The following is a 22251-nucleotide window of genomic DNA, read 5'->3' on the forward strand; positions in this document are numbered from 1 at the left end:
TCCGAGAGCCCCGACGGCCAGCGCGTGCGGGCCGCCGCCGGAGTAGCCCGTCACCAGGAAGCGCTCGATCGCGAGCAGGTCGGCGACGCGGAGCACATCGGCGGCCGCGTCCGCGATGCTCCGTCCGGGAGCCCGCATCGAGCCGCCGAAGCCGGGACGGGCGACGGAGACGAGCCGGATGCCGCGCGCCGCAGCGGCGTCGACGTGGGGAGCGAGGAGTGCGCCGGTGTGCGGTGTCCCTCCGCACCAGACGACTGCAGCGCGGGGGGCTCGAGTCCCATGGAGGTCGTGGGCGACGAGCGTGCGCGAGTCGACGCGGAACTCGTACCGGGACGTAGCGGCGCGTCCGGTCATGGAGGAACGGTAGCCGCCTGTCGAGGGCAGTGGGCGTCGCCCGGCCCGACCGGGATGCGACGTCTCGTCGTAGGGTCGACGGGAGGGTCGGTGGGCCCTCGGACGGGAGGGGTCCGCATGTCGATCGACGAGGTGTCCGACGGGATCGAGGCGGCCGCCGCGCTGCCGTACGTGCGCTCCGGCTTCTCCGGCGCGACACCGTACGGGATCGCGCAGCGCTTCGCCGCGGGGGAGCTGACGCGGGAGCAGGCCGTCGACGAGCTCGGCCGCCGGCGCTACCGGCCCGGATCGCCGAGTGACGGCTTCGACTGGACGACCCTCGACCCGGGGGAGTTCGAGGAGGTCCGCCGGGCCCTGTCCGATGGTCTGCTCGACGCCGCGATGTACGACGAGATCCTCGACCGGTACAGCGGGCAGGACTCCTCCGGCGAGAGCGCGGCGTCCGCGGAGGAGAGCGCATGAGCGCCGGCCCCCTGGACCTCGCCTTCACCGCCCCGATCGGTGTCGCCGTGAAGGGCGACCTCTGGTCGTGCGTCGAGGTGCCCGGCTCCGTCGAGCTGCTCGGCACAGGGAGGTCGGTGAAGGTGGTCGCCACCGTCGACGGCGAGCCGGTGACCGCGGGCCTGCTGCCGACCGGCGCCGGCGGCCACATGCTGTCGATCAGCGCGAAACTGCGGAAGACGATCGGCAAGGACCTCGGCGACGTCGTCACCGTCCACCTGACCGAGCGCCTGAGCTGAGCACTGGCGGTTGGCCAGGGCCCGCGTGCGGATGGTCGACTCGACGGATGCGGAATCGAGTCCTGTTCGTCGTCGGGGTCACAGCGATGTTCGTCGCGCTGGTGCTGAGGCTGGTGTGGCCGGCCGGTGAATTCGCCTCCGGCTTCTCGCTCGCCCTGCAGCTGAGCGGCATCCTGCTCCTCCTGGTCTACGGGGTGAAGCACTTCACGGGGCGGCCGCGCCGGAGCTGAGCGGCTCATCCCAATCGGGGGTGTAGGAGTTGGGGTCTGAAGCCGCCGGTCTCGAGCAGGCTTCGGGCGATGCAGTTGGTCAGGTTGCGGAACCCGAGTGCGGAGCCGCGCAGGTGTTCGAGCCGTCCGTTGAGCGCCTCGGCCGGCCCGTTGCTGGTGCCGGGTCGTTCGAAGTAGGCGAGCACGTCAGCGGCTCGCTTGTTCAGGGTCCGGCCCAGGGTGGTGAGCTCGGTGAGCACCTTGGGGACGCCGGCGCTGAGGTCGGTGATCAGCTTCTCCATGAGCTCGCGGCCACGTTGCCGGTCCTCGTGGCGATAGGCGGCGATCATGCGCTGGTAGACACCCCAGGTCGCCTCGACCTCGACGTGAGCGTCATCAACGAACAGCGCGCGTAGCCTGTCGCTCTGCTTGTCGGTGAGCAGGTCCGCGCCGGTGTGCAGACCGAGGCCGTCGAGTCGAGCGAAGGCGGTCAGGTCAGGGCGGCCGAAGCCGGCCGGCGGGGTAGCGTCGGACACGTCGAGGTCTTTCGGATGGATGGCGTAGGAACCTCCGTCGTCGGGAGACCTCGACGTCTATCTGCGGACCGACGCGCCCGGCCGACCTACACCCTCATCTGAGAAGACCCCTGAAACGTCTTCGCCGACGACGGGGCCGGCGAGGAGGAGGGCGCGGTGAGTTAGAAGAATGGAGCTTGCTCGGCTTCGACGCCGCCGCAAGCTCCGGTGAAACGGTCGGTACTGGTCGGTCGTCGTCGGTCACCACCGGATGGCGGCGTCCTCCACGCTCGGCGTTTGCGCAGGTCAGCGGCTCGTTCGCCCAGTCGGCGCATCAAGCGATAGACGCAAAGCCGACGTCATTAGGTCGTCCGTTCGATTCCGACAGGCGGCTCCGGCGAACCGTTCTGGTGGTCGCGCGATGCGCTGGCCTCACGGCTCTGCCCGACACCGACGTCGCTCTCCTCTGCGACGGACCCCTCGCCGGCTGAGCGCTCGCGGCCGGCATCCTGTCCGTGTGCCGATAGGCCTCGCACCGCTCGGCAACGCAGCGTGGCGTTGCGTCGCGACCTGGCGACGGCTCGGCGGGGCGCGATCGTCTCGTGCGTTGGCGGACTACGGGAGCTTGGACGCGAGGACGTCGGCCGCCAGGATCTCGGGTGCTGCGCCGAGGAGGTGCTGGTTGGCCATCAGGGCTGCGACGATGGCGCCGTTGGCGTGGGCGTCGCGAGCGGCTTCGTCGGGGAATGCATCGAAGATCCAGAAGGTGTCGGCGTGGGTCCTGACCGCGAACCAGACAATCGTTCCTACTTCTTCGTTGGCGAGTGCGACAGCGCCGGCGAGCAGATCGGCGACCGCGTCGTGCTGTCCATCGGCCGCGACGATCTTGGCGACGAAGGCATACGGAAGTGATGCGGGTGTGGACATGAGGGACTCTCCTTGACGTCGGGGTTCTTCGTGGGACGAGTTCAGCGTATGACGAGCGAGGGCCGGTGGGGAGTGGCGTATACGGCAGTATTGCTACTGTTTACGTCATGCGTATCGGACTGATCGCGATCGACGGCTGCTTCGGTTCGGCTATCGCGTCGATCATCGACATCGTGCGGGTGGCCGACGGAGCCCGCGGCGATGTCGACCCGCGGATCGACCCGATCGAACTCGCCATCCTCGGACCGAAACGGCGAGTGACCACGACGGCATCGATGACCCTGTCGGTGGACCACCCGCTGTCGGAGTCCGGAGAGTTCGACGTGGTCGTCGTCCCTGCGCTTGGAACCCTTACGGCCGCCGCTACCAACGACGTCCTCCAGAGCCGAGATGCTCGTTCGGTCATCGCCTCGCTCGGGCGCCTCGACGAGGCGACCACCCGGATCGCCGCGGCGTGCACCGGCGTGTTCGCTGTCGCCGAGACCGGACGGATGCATCATCGGAGGGCGACGACCAGCTGGTTCCTGGGGCCGGAGTTCCTGAAGCGCTATCCGACCGTCGCCCTCGATCTCGACACCATGGTCGTGGTCGACGGGAACCTCGTCACCGCCGGCGCCGCGTTCGCCCACATCGACCTCGCGCTCTCACTCGTGCGATCGATCAGCCCCGACCTGGCCCAACATGTCGCCAAGCTCCTCATCATCGACGAGCGTCCGTCTCAGGCGGCCTTCGTCGCCTACGAACATCTCCGGCACGAGGACCCGATCGTCGTCGAGTTCGAACGCTTCGTGCGCGCCCGCCTGGACGAACCGTTCAACGTCGCCTTCGTCGCGCAGTCGCTCGGCACCAGCCGGCGCACCCTCGAACGACGAGTCCGTGCGGCGCTCAACCTCACTCCGCTCGGCTTCGTCCAACGGCTTCGCATCGAACGAGCTCGGCACCTCTCAGCAACCACGGACTTCACCTCCGCCGAGATCGCGCGACGGGTCGGCTACGCGAATGCCGAGACTCTGCGCTCCCTCCTGCGCAGGGAGCGACGCCGTTCCTGACCTATCGCCATGCCTGTAGCCGGTGTCCTAGTGCTCGACTGGAACCACCTCTCAGCACGTCGCGTCGACGCTCCTGCGTCGCCCCTGGACGACCCACTCGACACGCCCGCAGCACAGGTCATGTGACGTGTCCCGGCTTCCCGGACGGTCGGGGGTTGGGTGGCTGTGATGTCGCTGCGTTCTCGTCGAGGGGGTCAGCAGACTCGATCAGGGTCGACTGGGATGAGACGCGAAGGCGGTCAGGTCAGGGAGGCCGAAGCCGGCCGGCGGGGTAGCGTCGGTCACGTCGAGGTCTTTCGGATGGATGGCGTAGGAACCTCCGTCGTCGGGAGACCTCGACGTCTATCTGCGGACCGACGCGCCCGGCCGACCTACACCCTCATCTGGGAAGAGCCAGCTGAGCTCCGGAATCGGAGGAAGACCCGTGGGCGGAGCGGAGGAGCCGGCCCGGGCGGATCCGGAGCCGGAGGTCCACCGGGCGCTCGCGCGGTGGGCGGCGGAGTGCGCGGAGCGCGCCCTCCCCGCGTTCGAGGAGCGGGACCCGGACAATGCCCGGCCCCGGCGCGCGCTCGACGTCCTCCTCGCCTGGGGGCGGGGCGAGGCTCCGATGACCGAGTGCCGCACGGCGGCCTTCACGGCGCACGCCGCAGCCCGCGCCGCGACGCAGGCGGGCGAGCCTGCCGCCACCGCTGCCGCGCGGGCGGCCGGGCAGGCCGCAGCCGTCGCGCACATGGTCGATCACTGCTCGCACGCCGCCGTGGAGAGCAGCGCGCAGCCTCGGGCCTTCACGCGAAGGAGCGCGCAACGGATCGTCGCTCTCACTGAATCCGCCCGCTGCGCGGATGCTCTCCCAGCGATCTTCTCGCGTCGTTGAACGTCCGCGACTGCTGTGTCGTGTCCTCGGTGGGACCACCTCGGCCCCCGCACTACAGGAGGCATCATGCTCAAGCGAATCGCGACCACTGTGACGACTGCGGCGTTCGCCGCCGTCCTTCTCGCCGGATGCTCGACGGCCGCCGGCTCGGCCGCCTCGTCGGAAGCGCCGGCCGACAGCCCCTCCGCCACCGCGATGGCCTCCGCCACCGCGACCGCCTCCGCTGGGACGGCGGCTCTCACGACGGCGTCCTCGCCGCTGGGCGAGATCATCACGGACGAGGCCGGCTACACCGTCTACACATTCGCCAAGGACACGCAGAACTCGGGCAGCAGCAGCTGCTACGACGAGTGCGCCACGACCTGGCCGGCCGTGTCGGCGTCCAGCACGACCGCCGCGGACGGGATCACCGGAGAGGTCGGCTCGATCACGCGCACCGACGGGACGACCCAGCTGACCGTCGACGGATGGCCGGTCTACCGGTTCGCGAAGGACACCGCGCCGGGCCAGGTCAACGGGCAGGGTGTGAAGGACGCCTGGTACGTCCTCCTCCCCGACGGCACGATGAACAAGGAAGCCGCGGCCATGAGCACCGCCACCCCGGCGTCCTGATGCGACGGCGACCCGTCCCCGCGCAGCGAAGCGCATCGTCGGGCCGGGTCGCCGGTTCTCGACAGGCATGGACGGAAGGGATGACCGGCAGTGATCGCAGCAACCGTGATGAGGGAGCGCACCGTGGCGCTTCGAGGCGGTGAGCGTTGTGCCCCGCCCCGTCGATGAGCTCCTGGCGGCGCTGTACGAGAGTCACGGCCCGGCCTTGCGGCGCTTCGTGCAGAACCTCACTCGGAACGCGGCGCTGACGGAGGACGTCGTGCAGGAGACGATGGTCCGGGCCTGGCAGCGCCCGCAGGTCCTCGAACGCGACGCCGACGCCGCTCGCGCATGGCTGTTCACCGTCGCCCGCAACCTCGTCATCGACGACGCCCGATCCGCTCGGAGCCGACGCGAGGTGCCGGCGAAGGACGAAGACGGCGGCGGCGCCGTCCCCGATCGCACCGACGCGGTCCTGGACAGCATCCTGGTCGCCGACGCTCTCGCATCGCTGTCGGTGGAGCATCGTCAGATCGTGGTGGACGCGTACTTCCTCGGACACACCGTCCCCGAGATCGCCCGCCGGCACTCCATCCCCGAGGGAACAGCGAAATCTCGATTGCACTACGGACTGCGCGGACTGCGACTGGCTCTGCAGGAAAGGGGCGTCACCCGATGAACGACCACCACGGAAGCTCTGCGACGGAGGACGAGTACCGCGACTGGGACGCGTCCTACGTCCTCGGCGCTCTCCCCGCAGATCAGCGACTCGAGTACGAGCAGCACCTCAGCGGCTGCGCGGCCTGCCGCGCGGCCGTGGCAGAGCTGGCAGGACTGCCCGGCATCGTCGGCCGCCTCTCCGTCGAGGACGCTCTCGCCATCAGCGCATCGGACGACGGCGAGGAGGCGCCGCCGTCGATGGTGACGCTGCCCGCCATCGCCCACCGTGTCCGGACGCGCCGACGTCGGCGCCGGCTGGTGACGTCCCTCGCCGTCGCGGCCGCCGTCACCGCCTCCGTCTTCGGAGGTGTCGCTCTCGGCACGGGCATCGCGGGCGCTCCCGTGGCGAGCGAGGCGACCCTCGAACCGATGGACCCGATCGCGGCCGATCCCGCTCTCGCTGCGGACATCCAGGTCGAGGGGAAGCCGTGGGGCACCCGGCTGGAGTGGAGCTGCACCTACAGTGGTGATGCGCCCGCCGACGCGGAGTACGAACTCGTGATCACCCGCACAGACGGCAGCACGATCACCGTCGCCACCTGGACGGCGGCCGGGCGGCGCGCCGTCGACCTGGCGGCGTCCACGGGCGTCGCCCGGTCGGAGATCACCGGCGTCGACATCAGGGTCCGCGGCACGAACTCCCCCCTCGTCCGCACCGACACCTGAGACACCGCCCACCCGCAGGAGACACCGACACTGCCCGCGGTGCCGCGGGCACCGGACAGGAGCAGACCATGAGCACCGAGACCACGCCGCTGCACATCACCCGCGAGGGCCCGAGAAGCTTCATCGGCCGCAACGCGCGAGGAGCCGAGGTCCGCATCGGCGGGTCGGACGCCGACGGCGTGTTCTCGCCCGGCGAGCTGCTGCACCTCGCCCTCGCCGCCTGCGGCATGCTCTCCTCGGACCACATCCTCGCCAGCCGGCTCGGAGCCGACTTCGAAGCGACCACCGACATCACCGCGACCAAGCCCGAGGGCGAGGACCGCTACGACTCGATCGCCGCCGTGATCCGCGCCGACCTGTCGGCGCTCGATCCCGAGCGGATCGCCTCACTGTCCGAGCGCACCCACCGGGCGGTCGACCGCCAGTGCACCGTCGGCCACACGCTCGAGCACGGCGCGGCGTACACCGTCGACGTCGTGGACGACCAGGCCGTTCCCGTCAGCGGTTCGAGGACGGGGGCCGTCTGAGATCAACACCTCATCGGTCACGGCGACCGGTGACGACCGAGACGCGGACGTCTCCCTTCAGTGCCGTCAGTCTGCGACTCGCCGACCGGATCCGAGACGATTCGCGAGGCGGAGCGCGTTCACGGAGCGGAGGTGCTGGTCGGCGCGGTGACGCCCGTTGGCCGGTGAGGGGTGCGGTGCCGCGAGGACGGGGACGACACGGGGATCATCGTGCAGGGTCAGATAGCGCATGACCCCGTCGAGCGCCACGGTCCCGTAGGTGACGACGGCGTCGAGCGCGGGCAGCAGCTCCAGCAGCTCACCGAGCGCGAGCCGGCCCTGCTCGATGTCCGCGGGGCGGACGCGGCCAGGGATCTCCCACGGGATGAGGTTCCACCGGACGTAGTGGTCGCGGGAGAGTCCGGACTCGATGCGGGCCGCCCGGAACGCGGCGGCGGTGGGCCCGAGGTTGTCTTCGCTGCAGACGGCAGCGGATCCCGCGGCGATCGTCCGAGGGCCGGGTGACTGCATCAGCACCAGGACGCGACTGGCGGTGCCGCCGGAGCGGGGATCGAAGCCCGGAACGAAGCGTCCGGTCGCGTCCGCGGTACTCCGCCAGGTCTCGGCGAGGGCGTTCAGGGTTCGGACATCCACGATGCTCCTCGATCCCGGTCAGGCCGGCCGCGGTGGTGCGAGCAGGGTGCCGCGGATCACGGAACCGTGGAACGTGCGGGCGGCGACGATGATCCACGCGGCGACCAGGCCGACGTAGTAGAGCACGGCGAGGCCGGCGACGACCGTGAGACCGGAGTGCAGGGCGAGGCCGTTCAGTCCGGTGACGCAGGTGCCGACGGGGAACGTGAACGACCACCACGTCAGACTGAACGGCAGGTGCTCCTTCGCGGTGCGGAGGGTGATCGCGAGGGCGATGACGGTCCAGAGCAGCGCGAAGCCGAGCATCGCGAAGCCGTACACCAGAGCCACGACCAGCAGCGCACGCGCCATGCCGGCGTCCACGACGGTGGGCGCGTTCGAGGCGAGCAGATTCACAGCGGTGATCGACTGTCCGACCGGACCGAGGACGATCCACAGCGTCGGCACCATCCCCGCCGCTCCTACCTTGTGCTGCGCGAGCCGGTTCCAGATCAGGGTGATCACCACCAGCGACGCGACCAGGCTGAGGCCGAAGAAGCCGTAGCAGGACCACAGGAGCGTCTCCCGCGCTTGCCCGGCGGGCGTGTACGGCAGCAGCACTGCGCCGGTGGAAGCGGACACCATCGGCGGAACGATCGGCATCAGCCAGCCGCCGAACGCCGAATCGGGCTTGTTCTCATGCCGGGTGAACGCGAGGTAGGGCACCAGGACCGCCGTCACCAGCCCGCCGAGAGTCCCCGCACCCCAGAGCACCCAGTCGATGGTGACAGCGGCCGGCAGGCCGATCCAGTCCTTGCCGAGGAGGAGGGTTCCCGCGCCGACGGTGAGGAACGCCATGGGAGGCGCGCCGTAGAAGTGCGAGAGGACCGGATTCAGGTGGTGCCTCATCGCTGTAGCGCGGTAGCGGACCCAGTGCAGCCCGGTCGCGACCGTCAGCGCGACGAGCAGCATCGCGGCGATCGCCCAGACGACGGTGGCCCCGGTACGGAGTCCGGGGAACTGGAGTGGCAGGGACGCGGCGGCGACCGCGACGATGCCGGTGCCCATGATCGACGCGAACCAGTTCGGCGTCAGGTTCGACACGATCAGTCCCGGATGCTCCAACTCCCGGAACAAGCGCCTCGACCGCGGAGGATGCCCGATCGAGGAAGATGCGCGGGCGGGGGAGAAAGTTGTCATGACTCCAGCCTGAGCATCGCCGTCACCAGCCGATACAGCGATCGTGTTGGCGGGGCACAATGAGTGCTTGTGGCGACGCGACGATTGACGGACCGGATCCTGGATCTCGACACGCTGGAGGTGCTCGAACGCATCGCCGAGGCGGGCTCGCTCTCCCGCGCTGCCGAAGCCCTCGGCGTCACCCAGCAGGCCGTCTCGGCGCGTCTGCGGGTAGCGGAGCGCGCCATCGGGCAGCCGCTCGTGCGCCGCTCTCCGACCGGGTCCCTGATGACCGACGCGGGCCGGCTCGTGCTCGAGTTGGCCGGCCCGGTCCTCGAGGCGTCCCGCCGCCTCGAGGCGGGCGCGGCGGCACTGCGACAGCCGACCGGCTCACTGGTTCTCGCGGCGTCGCAGACCATCGCCGAACTGCTGCTCCCACGCTGGCTCCTCGAATTCCGACAGCGCACACCCGAGGTGAGTGTGCAACTGATCGCCGGCAATTCAGCCACGGTCACAGAGCTCGTGCGATCCGGTGCTGCGCAACTCGGATTCGTCGAGACACCGGCGTCCACGGCCACGCTCTCCTCTGACGTGGTCGCGGAGGACGAACTCGCTGTCGTCGTAGCACCGGACCACCCCTGGGCACGCGCGGCGAGTATCAGCGCCGAGGACTTGGCCGGCACCGCACTGCTGACACGAGAAGAAGGCTCCGGCACCCGGACGACCCTCGAAGCATGGCTCCACGACGCCGGGCTCGCACCCACGACTCCCGCCGCGATCCTGGAGACGACGGCGATCATCCGAGCGAACGCCCGCGCCGGCATCGCGCCCGCAGTCATGAGCATCCTCACCGTCGAAAGAGATCTCGCCGCGCGCTCACTGATACGAGTGCCCCTCCGCGGACCAGCACTCGTGCGACCCCTCCGCGCCATCTGGTCCGATCGCATCGGGTCGTCCGCGGCGGCGTTCCTGGAGATCGCACACGAGTTGCGCTGACCGGTGCACGGCTCGTCGCTACGCCGATCACGCCCGCGGCCGTGTCTGCTCGAGCTACAGCGATCTGGTCGATCTGCACACGGCGGCGCGGACGTCATGTCGCGGTGATGGCGAAGAGCCCGCCGATGCCGACGGTGTAGAGCGCGAGCACGATCAACGAGTCGAGTCCCATGCCGGCGATGCGGCGTGTGGGTCGGAAGATCAGTCCGACGATGTAGACGAGGGTGAGCAGGGCGGCGAGAGCGGTGAGGTAGATGTCGGACGAGTTCGCCTGCGGGAGGACTGCGGTGCCGGAGAGGACGGTGGCGACGAGGAACAGGACGGGGAGGAAGGCGTTGCCGCCGAAGATGTCGCTGATGGCGAGGTTGTCGTCGCCCTGCTTGATGGCTTGCAGCCCGGTCGAGATCTCGGGGAGGGAGGTGGCGAGAGCGAGCACGGTGGCTCCGAACAGCACCCCGGAGAGACCGAGCTGCGAGGATGCTGCGTCACCGGCGCGCTCGAGCACGACACCGGCGAGGAGGGTCGCCGCGGCGGAGATCGTGAACACGATGGTCGCCTTGCGTGTGCTCATCGGGTGCGTCTTCTTCTTCGAGGGGGATGCTGTCGCGTCGGGGGCCCGCCCGTCCTCGTGCCAGGGGAGGTGCTTGCCGGAGCGTTGCACGAGCAGCAGCCCGACGACCCAGAGGCCGGCGATGAGGACGACGTCCGGGGTCAGGCGCAGCACTTCAAGTCCGGAGGGCAGCTGGCTGCCGGCGATGACGACGGCGAGCACCGCGACGACCACGAGCCCCTCGAGCACGAGTGTGAGGGACGCGGCACGGTAGGTGAGCGGCTTCGCACCCTTTCCGGGCTTGGCGAACAGGTCGAGGACGACGAGGACCACGGTCTGCAGCGCGATGCCGCCGAGAATGTTGCCGACCGCGACGTCCAGGTTCCCGGAGAGCGCGGCGGACACGGTGATCGCGATCTCCGGCAGGTTCGTCGCGACGGCGAGAACGATCAGACCGCCCAGCGCACTCCCCAGGTGCAGGCGCGCGTCCAGAACGTCTGTGGCCTTCGACAACTGGATGCCGGCGACCCACACCACTGCGGCGGCGGCGAGAAAGATGACGACGAGAACAACGAAGGGCAGACCATCCATGCAGTGAGTGAACCGCGCCGACGACGATTCGCGACCCCCTTGCGCCTGAGCTGCTTCTCACCGCCTCGCGCGCGGTGGTCTCCGTGGTGATCGGTTCGACCGCGTGCCGTCCTCGACGACACCCCGATCGTCGGGTCGAGCGTGATCCCACCGTTCGTTCCCGAGGCGCGCTTCGTCAGCAGCAGCCGACTCGGGTACGCCGCAGCGTCCGCACGTGTACGCGCGGGCAGCTGGCGGGGACCGGACCCTTGGGAAGGGGCCGGTGTCGCCCGCAGTGCATCTGCGACACTCCACTGGCTCCAGATCCTGCGATCCTCGAGCGGCTTGACCGGATCGTCGGTGACCGTGTCCCGTGGCAGACGCATCAGATGGCCGGTGACGTTGCACACGCTCTGGCGACGCTCGCGGACCGTGTCGATGCGGTCATGATCATTGTCGGCACGAAGGAGCCGTCTCTGCGTCGCACCGTGCAGGAGGTCTTCTCCGGTGCCGTCGGCGCCCGTCTCGCTCACCGTCAGCACCGGCCGGCCCTCATGATCCCCCTCGCCCCGGTCGATGATTCGGAGCCGCTGCCCTGGTCCTGACCGAGGTGCGGGCGTAGGCTGACGACAGTGGTGATGGATCCCGCCCGAGCGTGAGCTCGAACTGCCGCCGAGGCTGATGGTTCCTACCTTCTCGATCAGAGACCAGGTAGGTGACCCATGCCCGCGCATCCCCCGCTCGTCCTCGTGCGCCACGGTGAGAGCACCGGCAACGCCGACGGTCTCTTCTGCGGCGTCCTCGACGTCCCCCTCACCGACCACGGACGTGACGAAGCGCGACAGGCCGCGACGCTACTGAGGGACGCATCGATCGACCCCGATCTGATCCTCACGTCGACCCTGCAGCGCTCCACCGAATCGGCCCGAATAATCGCCGGCGCCCTTCCAGGGCGGCCGCGGATCGTCGCGGCCCAGTGGCGGCTGAATGAGCGCAACTACGGAGCGCTCACCGGCCTGTCCACAAGCGCCGTCGGAGCCCGGTACGGGGCCGACGCTTTCCTGGAGTGGCGTCGGTCGATGGACGTCCGCCCGCCTGCTCTGTCCGCCGCCGCCTTCGTGCAGCTGCACAGGTCCGCGGCGTTCCGTGGGCAGCCGGCCGAGGCGATGACGGAGACGGAGTCGTTGCGCGACGTCGTCCACCGACTGCAGCCGCTCCTCGAGGAGCGCATCCTGCCCGCCCTCCAGGAGGGCGAGACGGTGCTCATCGTCGGGCACGGCAACTCCCTGCGCGCGCTGCGGGCCCTTCTCGAGGACCTCGGCGATGCCGCGGTCCGCGATCTGAACATCCCGACGGGTCAGCCGTACCTGTACGACACCGGGCCGTCCGGGACACCGATCTCGAGGAGCGGACGCTACCTCGACCCCGCAAGAGCCGACCGGGCGGCGATCACGCTCGCCCACGAAGGAGGAACCTGATGAACGCCTACATCAGCCACACCCGCACCAGCATCCACGGGACGGGCGAGTACGTCACCCACCCCGCCGGACACCCGCTGGTCATCACCGACGTCGCCGCACGGCAGATCCTCGACTCCCGCGGCTTCCCGACCGTCGCTGTCACCCTGCGTCTGGACGACGACACCGTCCTGGACGCCTCCGCCCCCGCGGGCGCCTCGACGGGCGCGTTCGAAGCGGTCGAGCTGCGCGACGGCGGCCCCGCGTTCGGCGGACGCGGAGTCCGCTCCGCTGTCGCGGCCGTCGACGGCGAGATCCGCGCCCTCCTGCTCGATCACTCCTGGACTTCGCTTCGCGAGATCGACGAAGCGCTGCGAGCACTGGATGGAACCGCGAACCTCGCCCGCCTCGGAGCGAACTCCGTCGTCGCCGTCTCCATCGCGGCCGCCCGCGCCTTCGCCGCGCGCACCGGCCTGCCCCTGCACCGGTGGATCGCCGATCACACCGGGGCGACCGCCTCCCTGCCCGTCCCGCACTTCAACGTCATCAACGGTGGCGCGCACGCCGCGAACGGCCTCGACTTCCAAGAGTTCATGATCGCCCCCGTCTCCGCCGGCACCGAGGAGGAGGCCGTGCAGGTCGGCGCCGAGATCTATCACGCCCTCGCCGCCCGCGTCCGCACCGCCTACGGCACCTCCGGGCTCGGCGACGAGGGCGGCTTCGCGCCCCCCATCGACCGGCCCGAAGACGCCCTGGACCTCCTCGTCGCAGCGATCACCGACGCCGGATACCAGCCCGGCACCGGTGACATCGCGATCGCGATGGATCCCGCCGCCCGCCGCGAACGGCTTCTTCCACGGCGACGGCCACTACACCGTCGCCGGCACCGATCTCGGCCGCGACGCACTCGCCCGCTACTACGAGAAGCTGATCGCCGACTACCCGATCCGCAGCATCGAGGACGGCTTCGCCGAGGACGACCACGAGGGCTGGGCCCTCCTCGCCCACGCCATCAGCGACCGGGTGCAGCTCGTGGGAGACGACCTCTACGTCACCGACGCCGACCGCATCCGCGACGGAGCCCGCAACGGCTACTCCAACGCCGCACTCATCAAGCCCAATCAGATCGGCACCATCACCGGCACCCTCGACGCGATCGCGGCCGCGCACGACGCCGGCATGCGCTGCATGGTCTCCCACCGCTCCGGCGAGACCCTCGACACCTTCATCGCCGACCTCTCGGTGGGAACCGGAGTCGGGCAGATCAAATCCGGCGCCCCCGCGCGCGGCGAGAGGGTCGCGAAGTACAACCGCCTCGTCGACATCGAACACCTCGACCCCACGCTGCACTACGGTCTCACCCACTGACCCGCCCCCTCCCGAAAGGTCCCACTCCCCGTGACTGATGACCGCCACCGTCACCGCCCCCCGGACCCCGACCCCGAGCTGCCGGTCGACAGCGACCTCGACGTCGACGACGCCCCCGACGGGACGCCACGACCCGTGCACCTGCGTCCGCGATACCTCCTCCTCGTCGCCGCCGGCGGCACGGTCGGGACCGGGGCGCGGGAGGGCCTGACCCTCGCGTTCCCCGCCGATCCCGCCTTCGACACCGTCGTCTTCGCCATCAACATCGTCGGCGCGCTCCTGCTCGGCGTACTCCTGGAGAGCCTCGCCAGAGCCGGCAGCGACGAGGGCCGACGCCGCACCGCACGGCTGCTGCTCGGTACCGGAGCGCTCGGAGGCTTCACCACCTACAGCACCCTCGCCACCGACACCGCCCACCTGCTCACCACAGGACACCCCGCACCCGCCGCCCTCTACGCGCTCGGCACCGTCCTGCTCGGTGCCCTCGCGTCCTGGACCGGAGTCGCCCTCGCCGCAGCACTCCACCGGCGACGCACGCAGAGGAAGGTGCCGGCATGACACCCGCACTGTTCCTCGCGCTCTCCCTCGCCGGTGGAATCGGAGCCGCAACACGGCTCCTCCTCGACGGGCTCATCAAGGCCCGCACCGGCGGCGCCTACCCCTGGGGCACCACCGTCATCAACGTCACCGGATCACTCCTCCTCGGCCTGATCACCGGCCTCGCCCTCGCAGGCATCGCCCCCGAGCCGTGGCGACTCGTCCTCGGCACCGGCTTCCTCGGCGGCTACACCACCTTCTCCACCGCCAGCCTCGAAACCGTCCGTCTCCTCGCCGAAGGACGCCAACTCGCCTCCGCCATCAACGCCCTCGGCACGCTCCTCCTCAGCGTCATCGCCGCAGCAACAGGACTCTGGCTCGGAGGCGCGCGATGAGCATCATCGATGCACCCTCACCGGCAGTGGTGGTCGGCCTTGCCGGCGTCGATTCCGGCCCGGAGTCGGGGCACGCAGGGTCCTTCCGTTCAGCGGGTGCGGTGCGCCGTGAACGACCTCGCCGGCATGTCATCACGGGGCGATCTGGTCGCGTCTCTCCATGAGCGGTCCTGCCGTTGCGGGGTCCCGGGCGGCTCATCACGGCATGCCATCAGGCGGCTGAAGGCGGTCAGCCGTACCCGGGACCCCTGGCGCGTTCCGGAGCCGACAACTGCCCCGAATCCACGGAGACAACGGTGAGGAAGGCGGTCGGACTCCGGGGGAGCGACGCCGACCGGGACGCGGAGCGGCGTCAGCTGTGGGAGGGCCTCGACCCCGTGCTGCGCTCCCTCGGCTTCCCGAAGGGGCTGTGACGCCGGCCCGGTGGACCTCACCGGGCCGGCGCCCGCGCGCTCAGCGGTGCGCGGGTCGGAGCCCCAGCAGCGTGTCGACGATCACGAAGGCCGCGAGGCTCGCCCCCAGGAGCGGGAGGAACAGCCCGAGCGCGGCGGCGACGACCAAGACGGACGCGACTCCCCACCACGGCGCGCGCCGGAGCGCTCCCCGGGCCGGCGGGGTGCCGCCGAGCCGTCGGGGACCGCGGGTGGGGCGGCGCTTCCACCACATCAGGTACCCGAGCACGACCATCGTGGCGATGCCGGCCGCGGTGACGAACAGCAGCAGCTGGTTGGGCAGCCCGAACATCGAGCCCATGTGCGTGTCGATGCCCCAGCGGGAGAGCTTGGCGACGAGGCCGAAGTCGGCGAAGTCGACCCGGTCGACGACCTGCATCGTGCTCCCGTCGATCGCGACGCCGTCGACCTCGGTCGGGAAGCTGCGCTGGATCTCCTGCACGACCCAGGCCGAGCCCTCCGCCGCGGGCGGCCGGATCTCGACCAGTCCCGTGTTCACGTTGACCTCGCGGGCGACCGAGAGCACCGAGTCGTAGGCGGCCGGCGAGTAGCCCGCCGTCGACTCGACGGCGTCGCCGGTGGCCGCGCCGTGTCCGGCGTGCCCGGCGTGCTCGTCGGCCACCTCGCCGGTCCGGTCGCCGAGCGTCGTCCCCAGCGAGGGCGTGGTCCAGCCGACTGCGGAGCGGAGGGTCTCGAAGTTCCCGCCTCCGTAGAGCGACCAGGTGATGCCTGTGGTCGAGAGGAACAGGGCGCCGACGAGCAGCCAGACGCCGGTGGAGGCGTGCCAGGAGAACAGGCGCTTGTAGCCGGTGGTCCTCGGCGCGGGGCGCAGCAGGTCCCTCTTCACGCGGGCGCGGCGGAGGCGGATGATCCAGAGGCCCAGGCCGGCGAGGGCGACGACCCCCAGCCAGGAGGCGGCGAGCTCGCTGTAGGAGCGGCCCACGTCCCCGAGGTGCAGCGTCCGGTGCAGGTCGCTGATCCAGGTCCGCAACGGCAGGGCGCCGCTGGTGCCGTAGGCGGTGAGGTCGCCGCGGACGTCGGCGGTGGCCGGGTCGATGAAGACCGCGCGGGTCTCGCTGGCGCCGAGCGACGGGTCCGCGTACATCACCCGGGTGGTGTCGCCGGGGTTCGGTGCGGGGCGGACGGCGACGATGCTCTGCCCGCCTCCGGTGTACGCGTCGGCGGCGTCGATCTGGTCGGCCAGGGGCACGTAGGTGTCCGCTTCGGGGGCGTGCAGCTCCTGCGCGTAGACGACCTGCTCGAGCTGCGGGGTGAGTGCGTAGAGCGCTCCGCTGGTCGCGGCGACGAGGATGAACGGCCCGACGAACAGGGCGGCGGAGAAGTGCAGGCGGAGCAGCAGCTGTCCGAGCCAGCCTGCGCTGCTTCTGTGCGGCGGGGGCGGGGTGTCGGCGGAGTCGCGGGGTCTCGTGGCGGTTGTGGCCATGCTTCTGGTCCTTCGGTGCTGTGGCGGGTGCCGGTGAGGGTCAGAGGAGGGTGTCGCCGATGCAGCCGCCCTCGACGCAGCCCGGCGGGATCGCGAAGACGGCGGAGCCGATCGGCGTCGTCCACTCGTTGAGCAGGTCCAGCTCGTCCAGGCGCTTCTGGATCGGCACGAACTGCGCGGTGACGTCGGCCTGGAACGCCGCGAAGATCAGCCCGGAGTTCGAGATGTCCTCGCCCGTCGGGGTGTCGTCGTAGTTGTAGGCCCGGCGGTGGAAGCGCTCGGCGGTGTTCTCCGAGCGGGCGCGCCTCATGTGCGAGAACTCCGGGATCACCGGGAAGCCGATGGTCGTCGTCGCCTCGAAGTCGGGCTCGTCGGCCTCCGCCGTCCCGGTGAGGGGCGCGCCGTTCGCGAGGGTCCAGGGAGGAGACGGGTCGGTCAGACGCTGCGGGGACCTCCGGGGAGGTCCTCGCCGCGGCTCGCGTCGATGATCAGGAGGCGGGCTGCAGAGGGGGGCCGCGCCGCAGCGCCGCCTGGGGGAAGACGCCCGAGGCGAGGGGGAGCACGTCGCGCAGTTCGAAGGAGGAGCGTCGCGCGGGTCGAGGAGCGGCCACCGGAGTCGGCAGGACCCGCACCAGGCGGGTGACGAGGTGGCTCGTCGTCGCGGCGACACTGACGAGGAGGGACTCGCCGCGGTGGAGCGCCGCGGTCGTCGCGACGGCGGCGACGAGGTGCGCCGCCCACATCGAGGAGCCGGTCATCCCGCTGTGCGTCATCGCCGCGCTGACGTCGATCACGGCACCGTGGCGCGCGTGCAGGGTCGGCGCATCGACCGGCCCCGCGAAGGTCCCGATCGTGAAGAGCGTGTGGAACAGGAACTGGCTGACTCCCACCGAGACCGCCAGGCGGACGAGGGAGAGCCTGCGCCCGGCGAGCGCCACGCACACCAGGACCGACAGGACGAGCGGCATCGCGACACCGAGCGGACCCGGGATCTGGCCGCCGCCGGCCACGTGCGAGAACAGTGCGACGAGCGTCGCCACCGTCGCCGCGACGACGCCCCGGAGGGTGCGCAGCGGGCGCGACGACGACATCTCCCCAGTGTCGCAGACGCCTCCTTCCCGCGGAGGACCGCTCCCGGGCGAGAGGGGCGGCCGGCCGACGGTTCCTCTCAGCGGGCCGCGGAGGCTCCGGGGCGTCACTTCTCGGGCCGGACCACCAGCCCGACGCCGCCGCCGCGCCGCACCGGTTCGGCGACCGCGGTCATCCGGCCGGAGGGGTCGACCTCGATGGCGGCCACCGCCCCGATCTGCGCGGCCGAGGTGAAGGTGTCGCCCGAGGGGACCAGCTGCTGGCCGAAGGGAGCGAGGTCGTCGGCGTACGCCTCGATGAACTCGGGCTCGGCGGAGGTCGTCGCGCCGTTGCGCTGGGAGGCGCGGGGCGCTGCCACCGCCTCGGGGAGCGTCATGCCGAGGTCGATGCGGTTGACCAGCGTCTGCAGGACCGTCGTGATGATCGTCGATCCGCCCGGCGAGCCGACGACGAACCGCACGTCCCCGCCGTCGAGCACGATCGTCGGCGACATCGACGAGCGCGGGCGCTTGCCCGGCTCGATCCGGTTCGGGTCCCCGTCGACGAAGGTGGGGGAGAAGTCGGTCATCTCGTTGTTGAGGAGGAAGCCGCGGCCGGGGACGGTCATCGCCGAGCCGCCGGTCTGCTCGATCGTCAGCGTGTAGGAGGCGGCGTTGCCCCACTTGTCGACGACCGAGAGGTGGGTCGTGGAGATGTTCTCGGTGTCCGACTCCTCCGCGGCGGGGGCGGTCGCGCATCCGGAGCCGTCGAGAGCGCCGGGCGCGACCGGGCGGACGGAGGCGGTCGCCGGGTCGATCGTGCAGTCCCGCGAGTCCGCGAACTCCTGGCTGAGGAGCGTCTCGGTGGGCACGTCGACGAAGGCGGGGTCGCCGACGTAGGCGCCCCGGTCGGCGAAGGCGCGGGCGGACGCCTCGAGGTAGAGGTGCAGGGCGCTGCCGGTGTCCTCGGCCGCGAGGTCGTGGTTCTCGAGGATGTTGAGGGCCTCGCCGACCGCGATCCCGCCGGAGGAGGAGGGCGCCATCCCGTAGACGTCGAGTCCGCGGTAGGAGACGCGGGTCGGCGCCTGCTCGGCGACCGAGTACGCCGCGAGGTCGGCGGCGGTCATCGTGCCGGCCGGGGCGGGGAGGTCCGACCCCTCGGCGATCCGCGGGTTCTGGACCGTGTCGGCGATCTCGGCGGCCAGCGCGCCCTCGTAGAACGCGGCCGGCCCGTGGACGGCGATGGAGGTCAGCGTCTTCGCGAGGTCGAGGTTGCGGAAGGTGCTGCCCACCTTCGGCGCGTCCCCACCGGGGAGGAAGAGCTCGGCCGTGTCGGGGAACGCCTGGAACCGCTCGAGGTTGTCGAGCGTCTGGTTGCGGAAGGTCTCGTCCACCCGGAAGCCCTTCGCCGCGAGCGCGATCGAGGGCGCCAGCACGACGGGGAGCGGCAGGGTGCCGAAGCGGTCGACCGCGGTGTCCCAGGTCGCCACCGTGCCGGGCACGCCGACCGCGACGCCGGAGGAGACGAGGTCCGGGGTGAACGGGTACGGGGCTCCGGTCGCGGGGTCGAGGAACGCGTCCGAGGTGATGCCGGCCGGCGCTGTCTCGCGTCCGTCGATGGTGCTGACCTCGCCGGAGGCCTTGTCGAAGTAGACGAAGTACCCGCCTCCGCCGATGCCGGCGCTGTAGGGCTCACTCACGCCGAGGGCGGCGGCCGTGGCGACAGCGGCGTCAGCTGCGTTGCCGCCGCGCTTCAGCACCTCCATGCCCACGCGGCTCGCGTTCGCGTCGACGCTCGAGACCGCTCCGCCGTAGCCCACCTGCGTCGAGGGCGAGATGAGGGGTCCGCCGAGGAAGTCGCGGATCTTCTCGGGCGTGAGCCCGCTGTCCTTCAGGTACCCGGAGAGGGGCCTGTCGAGAGCGGACGCCGGTGCGGCACCCGCCACTCCCACTGCGACGACCGCGACCAGCGCGATCGCGATCCTGCGGAGCACGGGTGTCGTGGCCATGGCGTTCCTCCATCGGAACTCAGTGGTGCGCGGTCGGCGATGCGGGTCCCCCCAACCTAGGGGCGGGGTGGGGGTGCGGGGTAGGGGGTGCCCGGTCGAGCTCGCCGCCGTCGCTCAGTCCCGGCTCGGTGCTGACGGCCCGTCGGGGATGGCGGGCAGTGCGTCGGTCGGCGGTATCGCGAACCAGAAGACCCCGTCCGCGAGCCGCGCGCGTTCCAAGGGCGCGCCGAGGGGCTCGGCCGTGTTCAGCGCCGCATCGACTCCCGTCGAGACGGGATCGTCGTTCGCGGCGTGCGGTGGGAAGCGGAAGCGCTGACCGATCAGATGGTCGCCGTCGAGACGGCGCCGGTAGACGATGCAGACGCTGTTCGGGCTCTCGATCCAGGTCCGGACCACGTCCACCACGGAGGCGTAGTTCTCGAGGATCTCGTCCTCCAGGACCCTCTTAACGACGGCAGCCTCGGTCGAATCGTGCATGGGCAATCCCTCCTCGGGTGGCGGACCGAGGAACTCGGCCCGCCACGGACGGTAGCCGAACCATTTTCGGCAGGGCGGAGGAGGCGCGCTCGAGCTCCGGAGCGGCGCGCGCCCCTCCTGGCCGGCAGGCCTGCGTCGGTACTGCTGACGGAGTCGTCGGGGCTCCTGATCCGGCCCGCGTGTCGACTCGTCCGGCAGCGCTCTTGACAGGCGAGCGAAGTAAGTGTTCGATCAGTCACATGCCTTCCCCCTCCTCCCGCTCCACCGCCGAGGCGCAGCGCGAGCGGATCACCGCGGCGGCGCTCCACGTGTTCGCGCGCACCGGCTACGCCGCGACTCCGATCACCGAGGTCGCCGCCGAGGCCGGCGTCTCGCCCGCCTACGTCTTCCGCCTGTTCCCGGGCAAGCTCGGCGTCTTCGTCGCCGCGGTCGACCGCTGCTACGAGCAGGTGGCGACCACGCTCGCGGCGGCGGGGGAGGCCTCGCCCTCCTCGGACCCGGCCGACCGGCTCGAGGCGATGACCGTCGCCTACATCGACCTGATCGCCGACCGCGACCTGATCATGCTGCAGTCGCAGGCGCAGAGCGCGTGCGACGTCCCCGAGATCCGCGAGGCGGTGCGCCGCGGGATCTCCGCGGTCGTCCGGACGGTCACCGTCGTCTCCGGAGCCGACGGCCCGGCCGTGCAGCGCTTCGTCGCCTACGGGCAGCTCTGCCACCTGATCGTGCAGACCGACCTCGGCGGCGTCGACTCCGAGTGGGCCCGCATCGTCTCCGACGGCATCCGGCACCGCGACTGAGCCCGCGGTCCTCTCGTCTGCCCTCTTCTCCTTCCCCTCCTCCTTCTCCTCCTCTTCACCACCCTCCCCTTTCATGTCCGCGATTGTGACTGTCCAGTCACTCACCACAACCTCCAGGAGCCCCTCATGTCCACCACCCTTCCCCGCACCACCACCCGCGTCGTCCTCCCCGGGATCGTCGAGCCGTCCGGACTGCTCCTCGAGCAGGCGCCGGTCGAGCCGCCCGCGGCCGGCGAGCTGCTCGTCGCCGTCGAGGCCACCGGCATCTCGTTCGCCGAGCAGTCGATGCGCCGCGGCCGCTACTTCGCCCAGCCGCCGTTCCCCTTCACGCCCGGCTACGACCTCGTCGGCCGGGTCCTCGCGGTCGGCCCCGGCGGCGACGCGTCGCTCGAGGGCCGCCGGGTCGCCGCGCTCACCAAGACCGGCGGCTGGACCGGGCACGCCCGTGTCGCCGCCCGCGACTGCGTGGTCGTCCCCGATGCGGTCGCGTCGGAGGACGCCGAGGCCGTCGTGGTCAACGGAGTGACGGCGTGGCAGATGCTGCACCGCTCGGCCCGGGTCTCCCGCGGCGACACGATCCTCCTGTTCGGCGCGAACGGCGGAGTCGGCGGCCTCGTGCACCGCCTCGCCCGCCTCGAGGGGATCCGCGTGATCGGCGCCGCCTCGCCCCGCCACCACGAGGCCCTCCGAGCGGCCGGAGTGGAGCCCGTCGACTACGCCGATCCCGACCTCGCCGCTCGCGTGCGCGAGCTCGCTCCCGGCGGAGTGCAGGCCGTCTTCGACAACGTCGGCGGAGCGACGACCCGGCTGGTGTGGTCGCTGCTCGCGCCCGGCGGCACCCTCGTCGCGTACGCGATCGTCAGCGCGAGCACCGGGAGTATCTGGCCCCCCTTCCTCCGCCAGCTCGCGCGGATCCAGGCCTACCGGCTCGCCCCCAACGGCCGGCGCGCGGTCTTCTACGACCTCTGGGCGGGCCACTCGCTGCGCCCCGCGCGCTTCCGTGCGCGGCTCGAGGAGGACCTCGGCCGCGTGCTCGGACTCCTCGCCGACGGCTCGCTGACGGCCAACATCGCCGCCCGCTTCCCGCTCACGGGGATCGTCGAGGCGATGGAGCTCGCCGAGTCCCGGACGCTCGACGGCAAGGTGATCCTGCTGCCGTGAGCGGG

The 22251-nt window shown here is 71.0% G+C and carries 25 protein-coding genes, 4 pseudogenes and 1 riboswitch; of the genes and pseudogenes, 18 read left to right on the top strand and 11 right to left on the bottom strand.

Annotated elements, in window-relative coordinates:
• Positions 1–9: 9 nt before the first annotated feature.
• Positions 10–354: pseudogene (locus tag C5C36_RS18235) on the bottom strand (alpha/beta fold hydrolase); the annotation flags it as partial.
• Positions 355–471: 117 nt separating this feature from the next.
• Here C5C36_RS18235 and C5C36_RS02915 point away from each other — a divergent pair.
• The 3 genes from C5C36_RS02915 to C5C36_RS02925 are packed head-to-tail and all read left to right on the top strand — an operon-like array spanning position 472 to position 1324.
• A complete protein-coding gene (locus C5C36_RS02915; RefSeq protein ID WP_104309218.1) occupies positions 472–816 on the top strand; it encodes a hypothetical protein in 345 nt (114 codons plus the stop codon).
• Positions 813–1094, top strand: coding sequence for a DUF1905 domain-containing protein (locus tag C5C36_RS02920; protein WP_104250445.1), 282 nt, complete (start codon positions 813–815; stop codon positions 1092–1094). The genes C5C36_RS02915 and C5C36_RS02920 overlap by 4 nt, the downstream gene beginning before the upstream one ends.
• 47 nt (positions 1095–1141) lie before the next feature.
• Positions 1142–1324, top strand: a complete 183-nt coding sequence (locus tag C5C36_RS02925) for a hypothetical protein (protein ID WP_104224784.1) — start codon at positions 1142–1144, stop codon at positions 1322–1324.
• Positions 1325–1329: 5 nt separating this feature from the next.
• Here the strand turns inward: C5C36_RS02925 and C5C36_RS02930 are convergent.
• Positions 1330–1764: pseudogene (locus C5C36_RS02930) on the bottom strand (transposase); the annotation flags it as partial.
• A gap of 669 nt (positions 1765–2433) precedes the next feature.
• A complete protein-coding gene (locus tag C5C36_RS02940; RefSeq protein WP_033107114.1) occupies positions 2434–2745 on the bottom strand; it encodes a putative quinol monooxygenase in 312 nt (103 codons plus the stop codon).
• Between the two features lie 107 nt (positions 2746–2852).
• On the opposite strand from C5C36_RS02940, the gene C5C36_RS02945 reads away from it, so the two are divergent.
• From C5C36_RS02945 to C5C36_RS02970, 6 genes are all read left to right on the top strand, one after another.
• Complete coding sequence (locus C5C36_RS02945; protein WP_104309219.1) at positions 2853–3794, top strand: GlxA family transcriptional regulator; 942 nt, start codon at positions 2853–2855, stop codon at positions 3792–3794.
• Between the two features lie 424 nt (positions 3795–4218).
• Positions 4219–4668 (top strand): putative immunity protein, encoded by a 450-nt coding sequence (locus C5C36_RS18240; RefSeq protein ID WP_374954342.1) that lies wholly within the window; start codon positions 4219–4221, stop codon positions 4666–4668.
• A gap of 66 nt (positions 4669–4734) precedes the next feature.
• Positions 4735–5280 carry a hypothetical protein gene (locus C5C36_RS02955; RefSeq protein ID WP_104224787.1) on the top strand — a complete coding sequence of 182 codons (546 nt, stop codon included), beginning with the start codon at positions 4735–4737 and terminating at the stop codon, positions 5278–5280.
• A gap of 148 nt (positions 5281–5428) precedes the next feature.
• A complete protein-coding gene (locus tag C5C36_RS02960; protein ID WP_056865923.1) occupies positions 5429–5938 on the top strand; it encodes a sigma-70 family RNA polymerase sigma factor in 510 nt (169 codons plus the stop codon).
• Positions 5935–6645, top strand: a complete 711-nt coding sequence (locus C5C36_RS02965; RefSeq protein WP_104257433.1) for an anti-sigma factor — start codon at positions 5935–5937, stop codon at positions 6643–6645. Before C5C36_RS02960 ends, C5C36_RS02965 begins: the two co-directional genes overlap by 4 nt.
• A 68-nt stretch (positions 6646–6713) precedes the next feature.
• Positions 6714–7172, top strand: coding sequence for an OsmC family protein (locus tag C5C36_RS02970; protein ID WP_104263392.1), 459 nt, complete (start codon positions 6714–6716; stop codon positions 7170–7172).
• 66 nt (positions 7173–7238) lie between these two features.
• On the opposite strand, the gene C5C36_RS02975 is transcribed toward C5C36_RS02970, so the two are convergent.
• A complete protein-coding gene (locus C5C36_RS02975) occupies positions 7239–7805 on the bottom strand; it encodes a uracil-DNA glycosylase family protein (RefSeq protein WP_258068752.1) in 567 nt (188 codons plus the stop codon).
• A gap of 18 nt (positions 7806–7823) precedes the next feature.
• Positions 7824–8888 carry a TDT family transporter gene (locus C5C36_RS02980; protein WP_258072172.1) on the bottom strand — a complete coding sequence of 355 codons (1065 nt, stop codon included), beginning with the start codon at positions 8886–8888 and terminating at the stop codon, positions 7824–7826.
• 165 nt (positions 8889–9053) lie between these two features.
• Between C5C36_RS02980 and C5C36_RS02985 the strand changes: the two genes are divergently transcribed.
• Positions 9054–9959, top strand: coding sequence for a LysR family transcriptional regulator (locus tag C5C36_RS02985; protein ID WP_104309222.1), 906 nt, complete (start codon positions 9054–9056; stop codon positions 9957–9959).
• A gap of 94 nt (positions 9960–10053) precedes the next feature.
• Here the strand turns inward: C5C36_RS02985 and C5C36_RS02990 are convergent, their stop codons facing one another.
• The gene (locus C5C36_RS02990) at positions 10054–11100 is read right to left on the bottom strand and encodes a sodium:calcium antiporter (protein WP_104309223.1); all 1047 of its coding nucleotides are present in this window, start codon (positions 11098–11100) and stop codon (positions 10054–10056) included.
• Positions 11101–11525: 425 nt separating this feature from the next.
• On the opposite strand from C5C36_RS02990, the gene C5C36_RS02995 reads away from it, so the two are divergent.
• From C5C36_RS02995 to crcB, 6 genes and pseudogenes are all read left to right on the top strand, one after another.
• Positions 11526–11684 (top strand): hypothetical protein, encoded by a 159-nt coding sequence (locus C5C36_RS02995; protein ID WP_181027259.1) that lies wholly within the window; start codon positions 11526–11528, stop codon positions 11682–11684.
• Between the two features lie 20 nt (positions 11685–11704).
• A riboswitch (Fluoride riboswitch) is annotated at positions 11705–11777 on the top strand.
• A 24-nt stretch (positions 11778–11801) separates the two neighbouring features.
• On the top strand, positions 11802–12557 hold the full coding sequence (locus C5C36_RS03000; protein WP_104267627.1) for a 2,3-diphosphoglycerate-dependent phosphoglycerate mutase: 756 nt from the start codon (positions 11802–11804) through the stop codon (positions 12555–12557).
• Positions 12557–13312 (top strand): annotated as a pseudogene (locus C5C36_RS17945) (phosphopyruvate hydratase); the annotation flags it as partial. The gene C5C36_RS03000 and the pseudogene C5C36_RS17945, both read left to right, overlap by 1 nt.
• A gap of 28 nt (positions 13313–13340) precedes the next feature.
• The gene (locus C5C36_RS17950) at positions 13341–13904 is read left to right on the top strand and encodes a hypothetical protein (protein ID WP_258072174.1); all 564 of its coding nucleotides are present in this window, start codon (positions 13341–13343) and stop codon (positions 13902–13904) included.
• A gap of 30 nt (positions 13905–13934) precedes the next feature.
• Entirely contained in the window at positions 13935–14462 is a 528-nt protein-coding gene (locus C5C36_RS03010; RefSeq protein WP_258062373.1) for a CrcB family protein, read from the top strand.
• On the top strand, positions 14459–14836 hold the full coding sequence (gene crcB / locus C5C36_RS03015; protein ID WP_104224798.1) for a fluoride efflux transporter CrcB: 378 nt from the start codon (positions 14459–14461) through the stop codon (positions 14834–14836). The genes C5C36_RS03010 and crcB overlap by 4 nt, the downstream gene beginning before the upstream one ends.
• A gap of 453 nt (positions 14837–15289) precedes the next feature.
• Here crcB and C5C36_RS03020 read toward each other — a convergent pair whose 3' ends face one another.
• The 5 genes and pseudogenes from C5C36_RS03020 to C5C36_RS03040 form a co-directional block, all read right to left on the bottom strand.
• Positions 15290–16732, bottom strand: a complete 1443-nt coding sequence (locus tag C5C36_RS03020; RefSeq protein WP_104309224.1) for a PepSY domain-containing protein — start codon at positions 16730–16732, stop codon at positions 15290–15292.
• Between the two features lie 40 nt (positions 16733–16772).
• Positions 16773–17144, bottom strand: a pseudogene (locus C5C36_RS03025) (Dyp-type peroxidase); the annotation flags it as partial.
• Between the two features lie 76 nt (positions 17145–17220).
• Complete coding sequence (locus C5C36_RS03030; RefSeq protein ID WP_104309225.1) at positions 17221–17823, bottom strand: hypothetical protein; 603 nt, start codon at positions 17821–17823, stop codon at positions 17221–17223.
• A 104-nt stretch (positions 17824–17927) separates the two neighbouring features.
• Entirely contained in the window at positions 17928–19808 is a 1881-nt protein-coding gene (gene ggt, locus C5C36_RS03035; protein ID WP_104309226.1) for a gamma-glutamyltransferase, read from the bottom strand.
• A gap of 114 nt (positions 19809–19922) precedes the next feature.
• Positions 19923–20285 (bottom strand): hypothetical protein, encoded by a 363-nt coding sequence (locus tag C5C36_RS03040; protein WP_104224922.1) that lies wholly within the window; start codon positions 20283–20285, stop codon positions 19923–19925.
• Positions 20286–20524: 239 nt separating this feature from the next.
• Between C5C36_RS03040 and C5C36_RS03045 the strand changes: the two genes are divergently transcribed.
• A complete protein-coding gene (locus C5C36_RS03045; RefSeq protein WP_104261361.1) occupies positions 20525–21085 on the top strand; it encodes a TetR/AcrR family transcriptional regulator in 561 nt (186 codons plus the stop codon).
• Positions 21086–21211: 126 nt separating this feature from the next.
• The gene (locus C5C36_RS03050) at positions 21212–22246 is read left to right on the top strand and encodes a medium chain dehydrogenase/reductase family protein (RefSeq protein WP_104309227.1); all 1035 of its coding nucleotides are present in this window, start codon (positions 21212–21214) and stop codon (positions 22244–22246) included.
• Positions 22247–22251: the final 5 nt, after the last annotated feature.

Source organism: Rathayibacter sp. AY1G1 (genome assembly GCF_002932095.1).
Classification (GTDB): domain Bacteria; phylum Actinomycetota; class Actinomycetes; order Actinomycetales; family Microbacteriaceae; genus Rathayibacter.

Excerpts from the sequence above, each read along its gene's own strand:
- C5C36_RS02940 (WP_033107114.1), bottom strand. The coding sequence starts at position 2,745 with ATGTCCACACCCGCATCACTTCCGTATGCCTTCGTCGCCAAGATCGTC.
- C5C36_RS03030 (WP_104309225.1), bottom strand. The coding sequence starts at position 17,823 with ATGTCGTCGTCGCGCCCGCTGCGCACCCTCCGGGGCGTCGTCGCGGCG.
- C5C36_RS02945 (WP_104309219.1), top strand. The coding sequence starts at position 2,853 with ATGCGTATCGGACTGATCGCGATCGACGGCTGCTTCGGTTCGGCTATC.
- C5C36_RS02955 (WP_104224787.1), top strand. The coding sequence starts at position 4,735 with ATGCTCAAGCGAATCGCGACCACTGTGACGACTGCGGCGTTCGCCGCC.
- C5C36_RS02970 (WP_104263392.1), top strand. The coding sequence starts at position 6,714 with ATGAGCACCGAGACCACGCCGCTGCACATCACCCGCGAGGGCCCGAGA.
- C5C36_RS03040 (WP_104224922.1), bottom strand. The coding sequence starts at position 20,285 with ATGCACGATTCGACCGAGGCTGCCGTCGTTAAGAGGGTCCTGGAGGAC.
- ggt (WP_104309226.1), bottom strand. The coding sequence starts at position 19,808 with ATGGCCACGACACCCGTGCTCCGCAGGATCGCGATCGCGCTGGTCGCG.
- C5C36_RS02995 (WP_181027259.1), top strand. The coding sequence starts at position 11,526 with ATGATCATTGTCGGCACGAAGGAGCCGTCTCTGCGTCGCACCGTGCAG.
- C5C36_RS03000 (WP_104267627.1), top strand. The coding sequence starts at position 11,802 with ATGCCCGCGCATCCCCCGCTCGTCCTCGTGCGCCACGGTGAGAGCACC.
- C5C36_RS02990 (WP_104309223.1), bottom strand. The coding sequence starts at position 11,100 with ATGGATGGTCTGCCCTTCGTTGTTCTCGTCGTCATCTTTCTCGCCGCC.
- C5C36_RS03020 (WP_104309224.1), bottom strand. The coding sequence starts at position 16,732 with ATGGCCACAACCGCCACGAGACCCCGCGACTCCGCCGACACCCCGCCC.
- C5C36_RS02915 (WP_104309218.1), top strand. The coding sequence starts at position 472 with ATGTCGATCGACGAGGTGTCCGACGGGATCGAGGCGGCCGCCGCGCTG.
- C5C36_RS03050 (WP_104309227.1), top strand. The coding sequence starts at position 21,212 with ATGTCCACCACCCTTCCCCGCACCACCACCCGCGTCGTCCTCCCCGGG.
- C5C36_RS03045 (WP_104261361.1), top strand. The coding sequence starts at position 20,525 with ATGCCTTCCCCCTCCTCCCGCTCCACCGCCGAGGCGCAGCGCGAGCGG.
- crcB (WP_104224798.1), top strand. The coding sequence starts at position 14,459 with ATGACACCCGCACTGTTCCTCGCGCTCTCCCTCGCCGGTGGAATCGGA.
- C5C36_RS02965 (WP_104257433.1), top strand. The coding sequence starts at position 5,935 with ATGAACGACCACCACGGAAGCTCTGCGACGGAGGACGAGTACCGCGAC.
- C5C36_RS02920 (WP_104250445.1), top strand. The coding sequence starts at position 813 with ATGAGCGCCGGCCCCCTGGACCTCGCCTTCACCGCCCCGATCGGTGTC.
- C5C36_RS02925 (WP_104224784.1), top strand. The coding sequence starts at position 1,142 with ATGCGGAATCGAGTCCTGTTCGTCGTCGGGGTCACAGCGATGTTCGTC.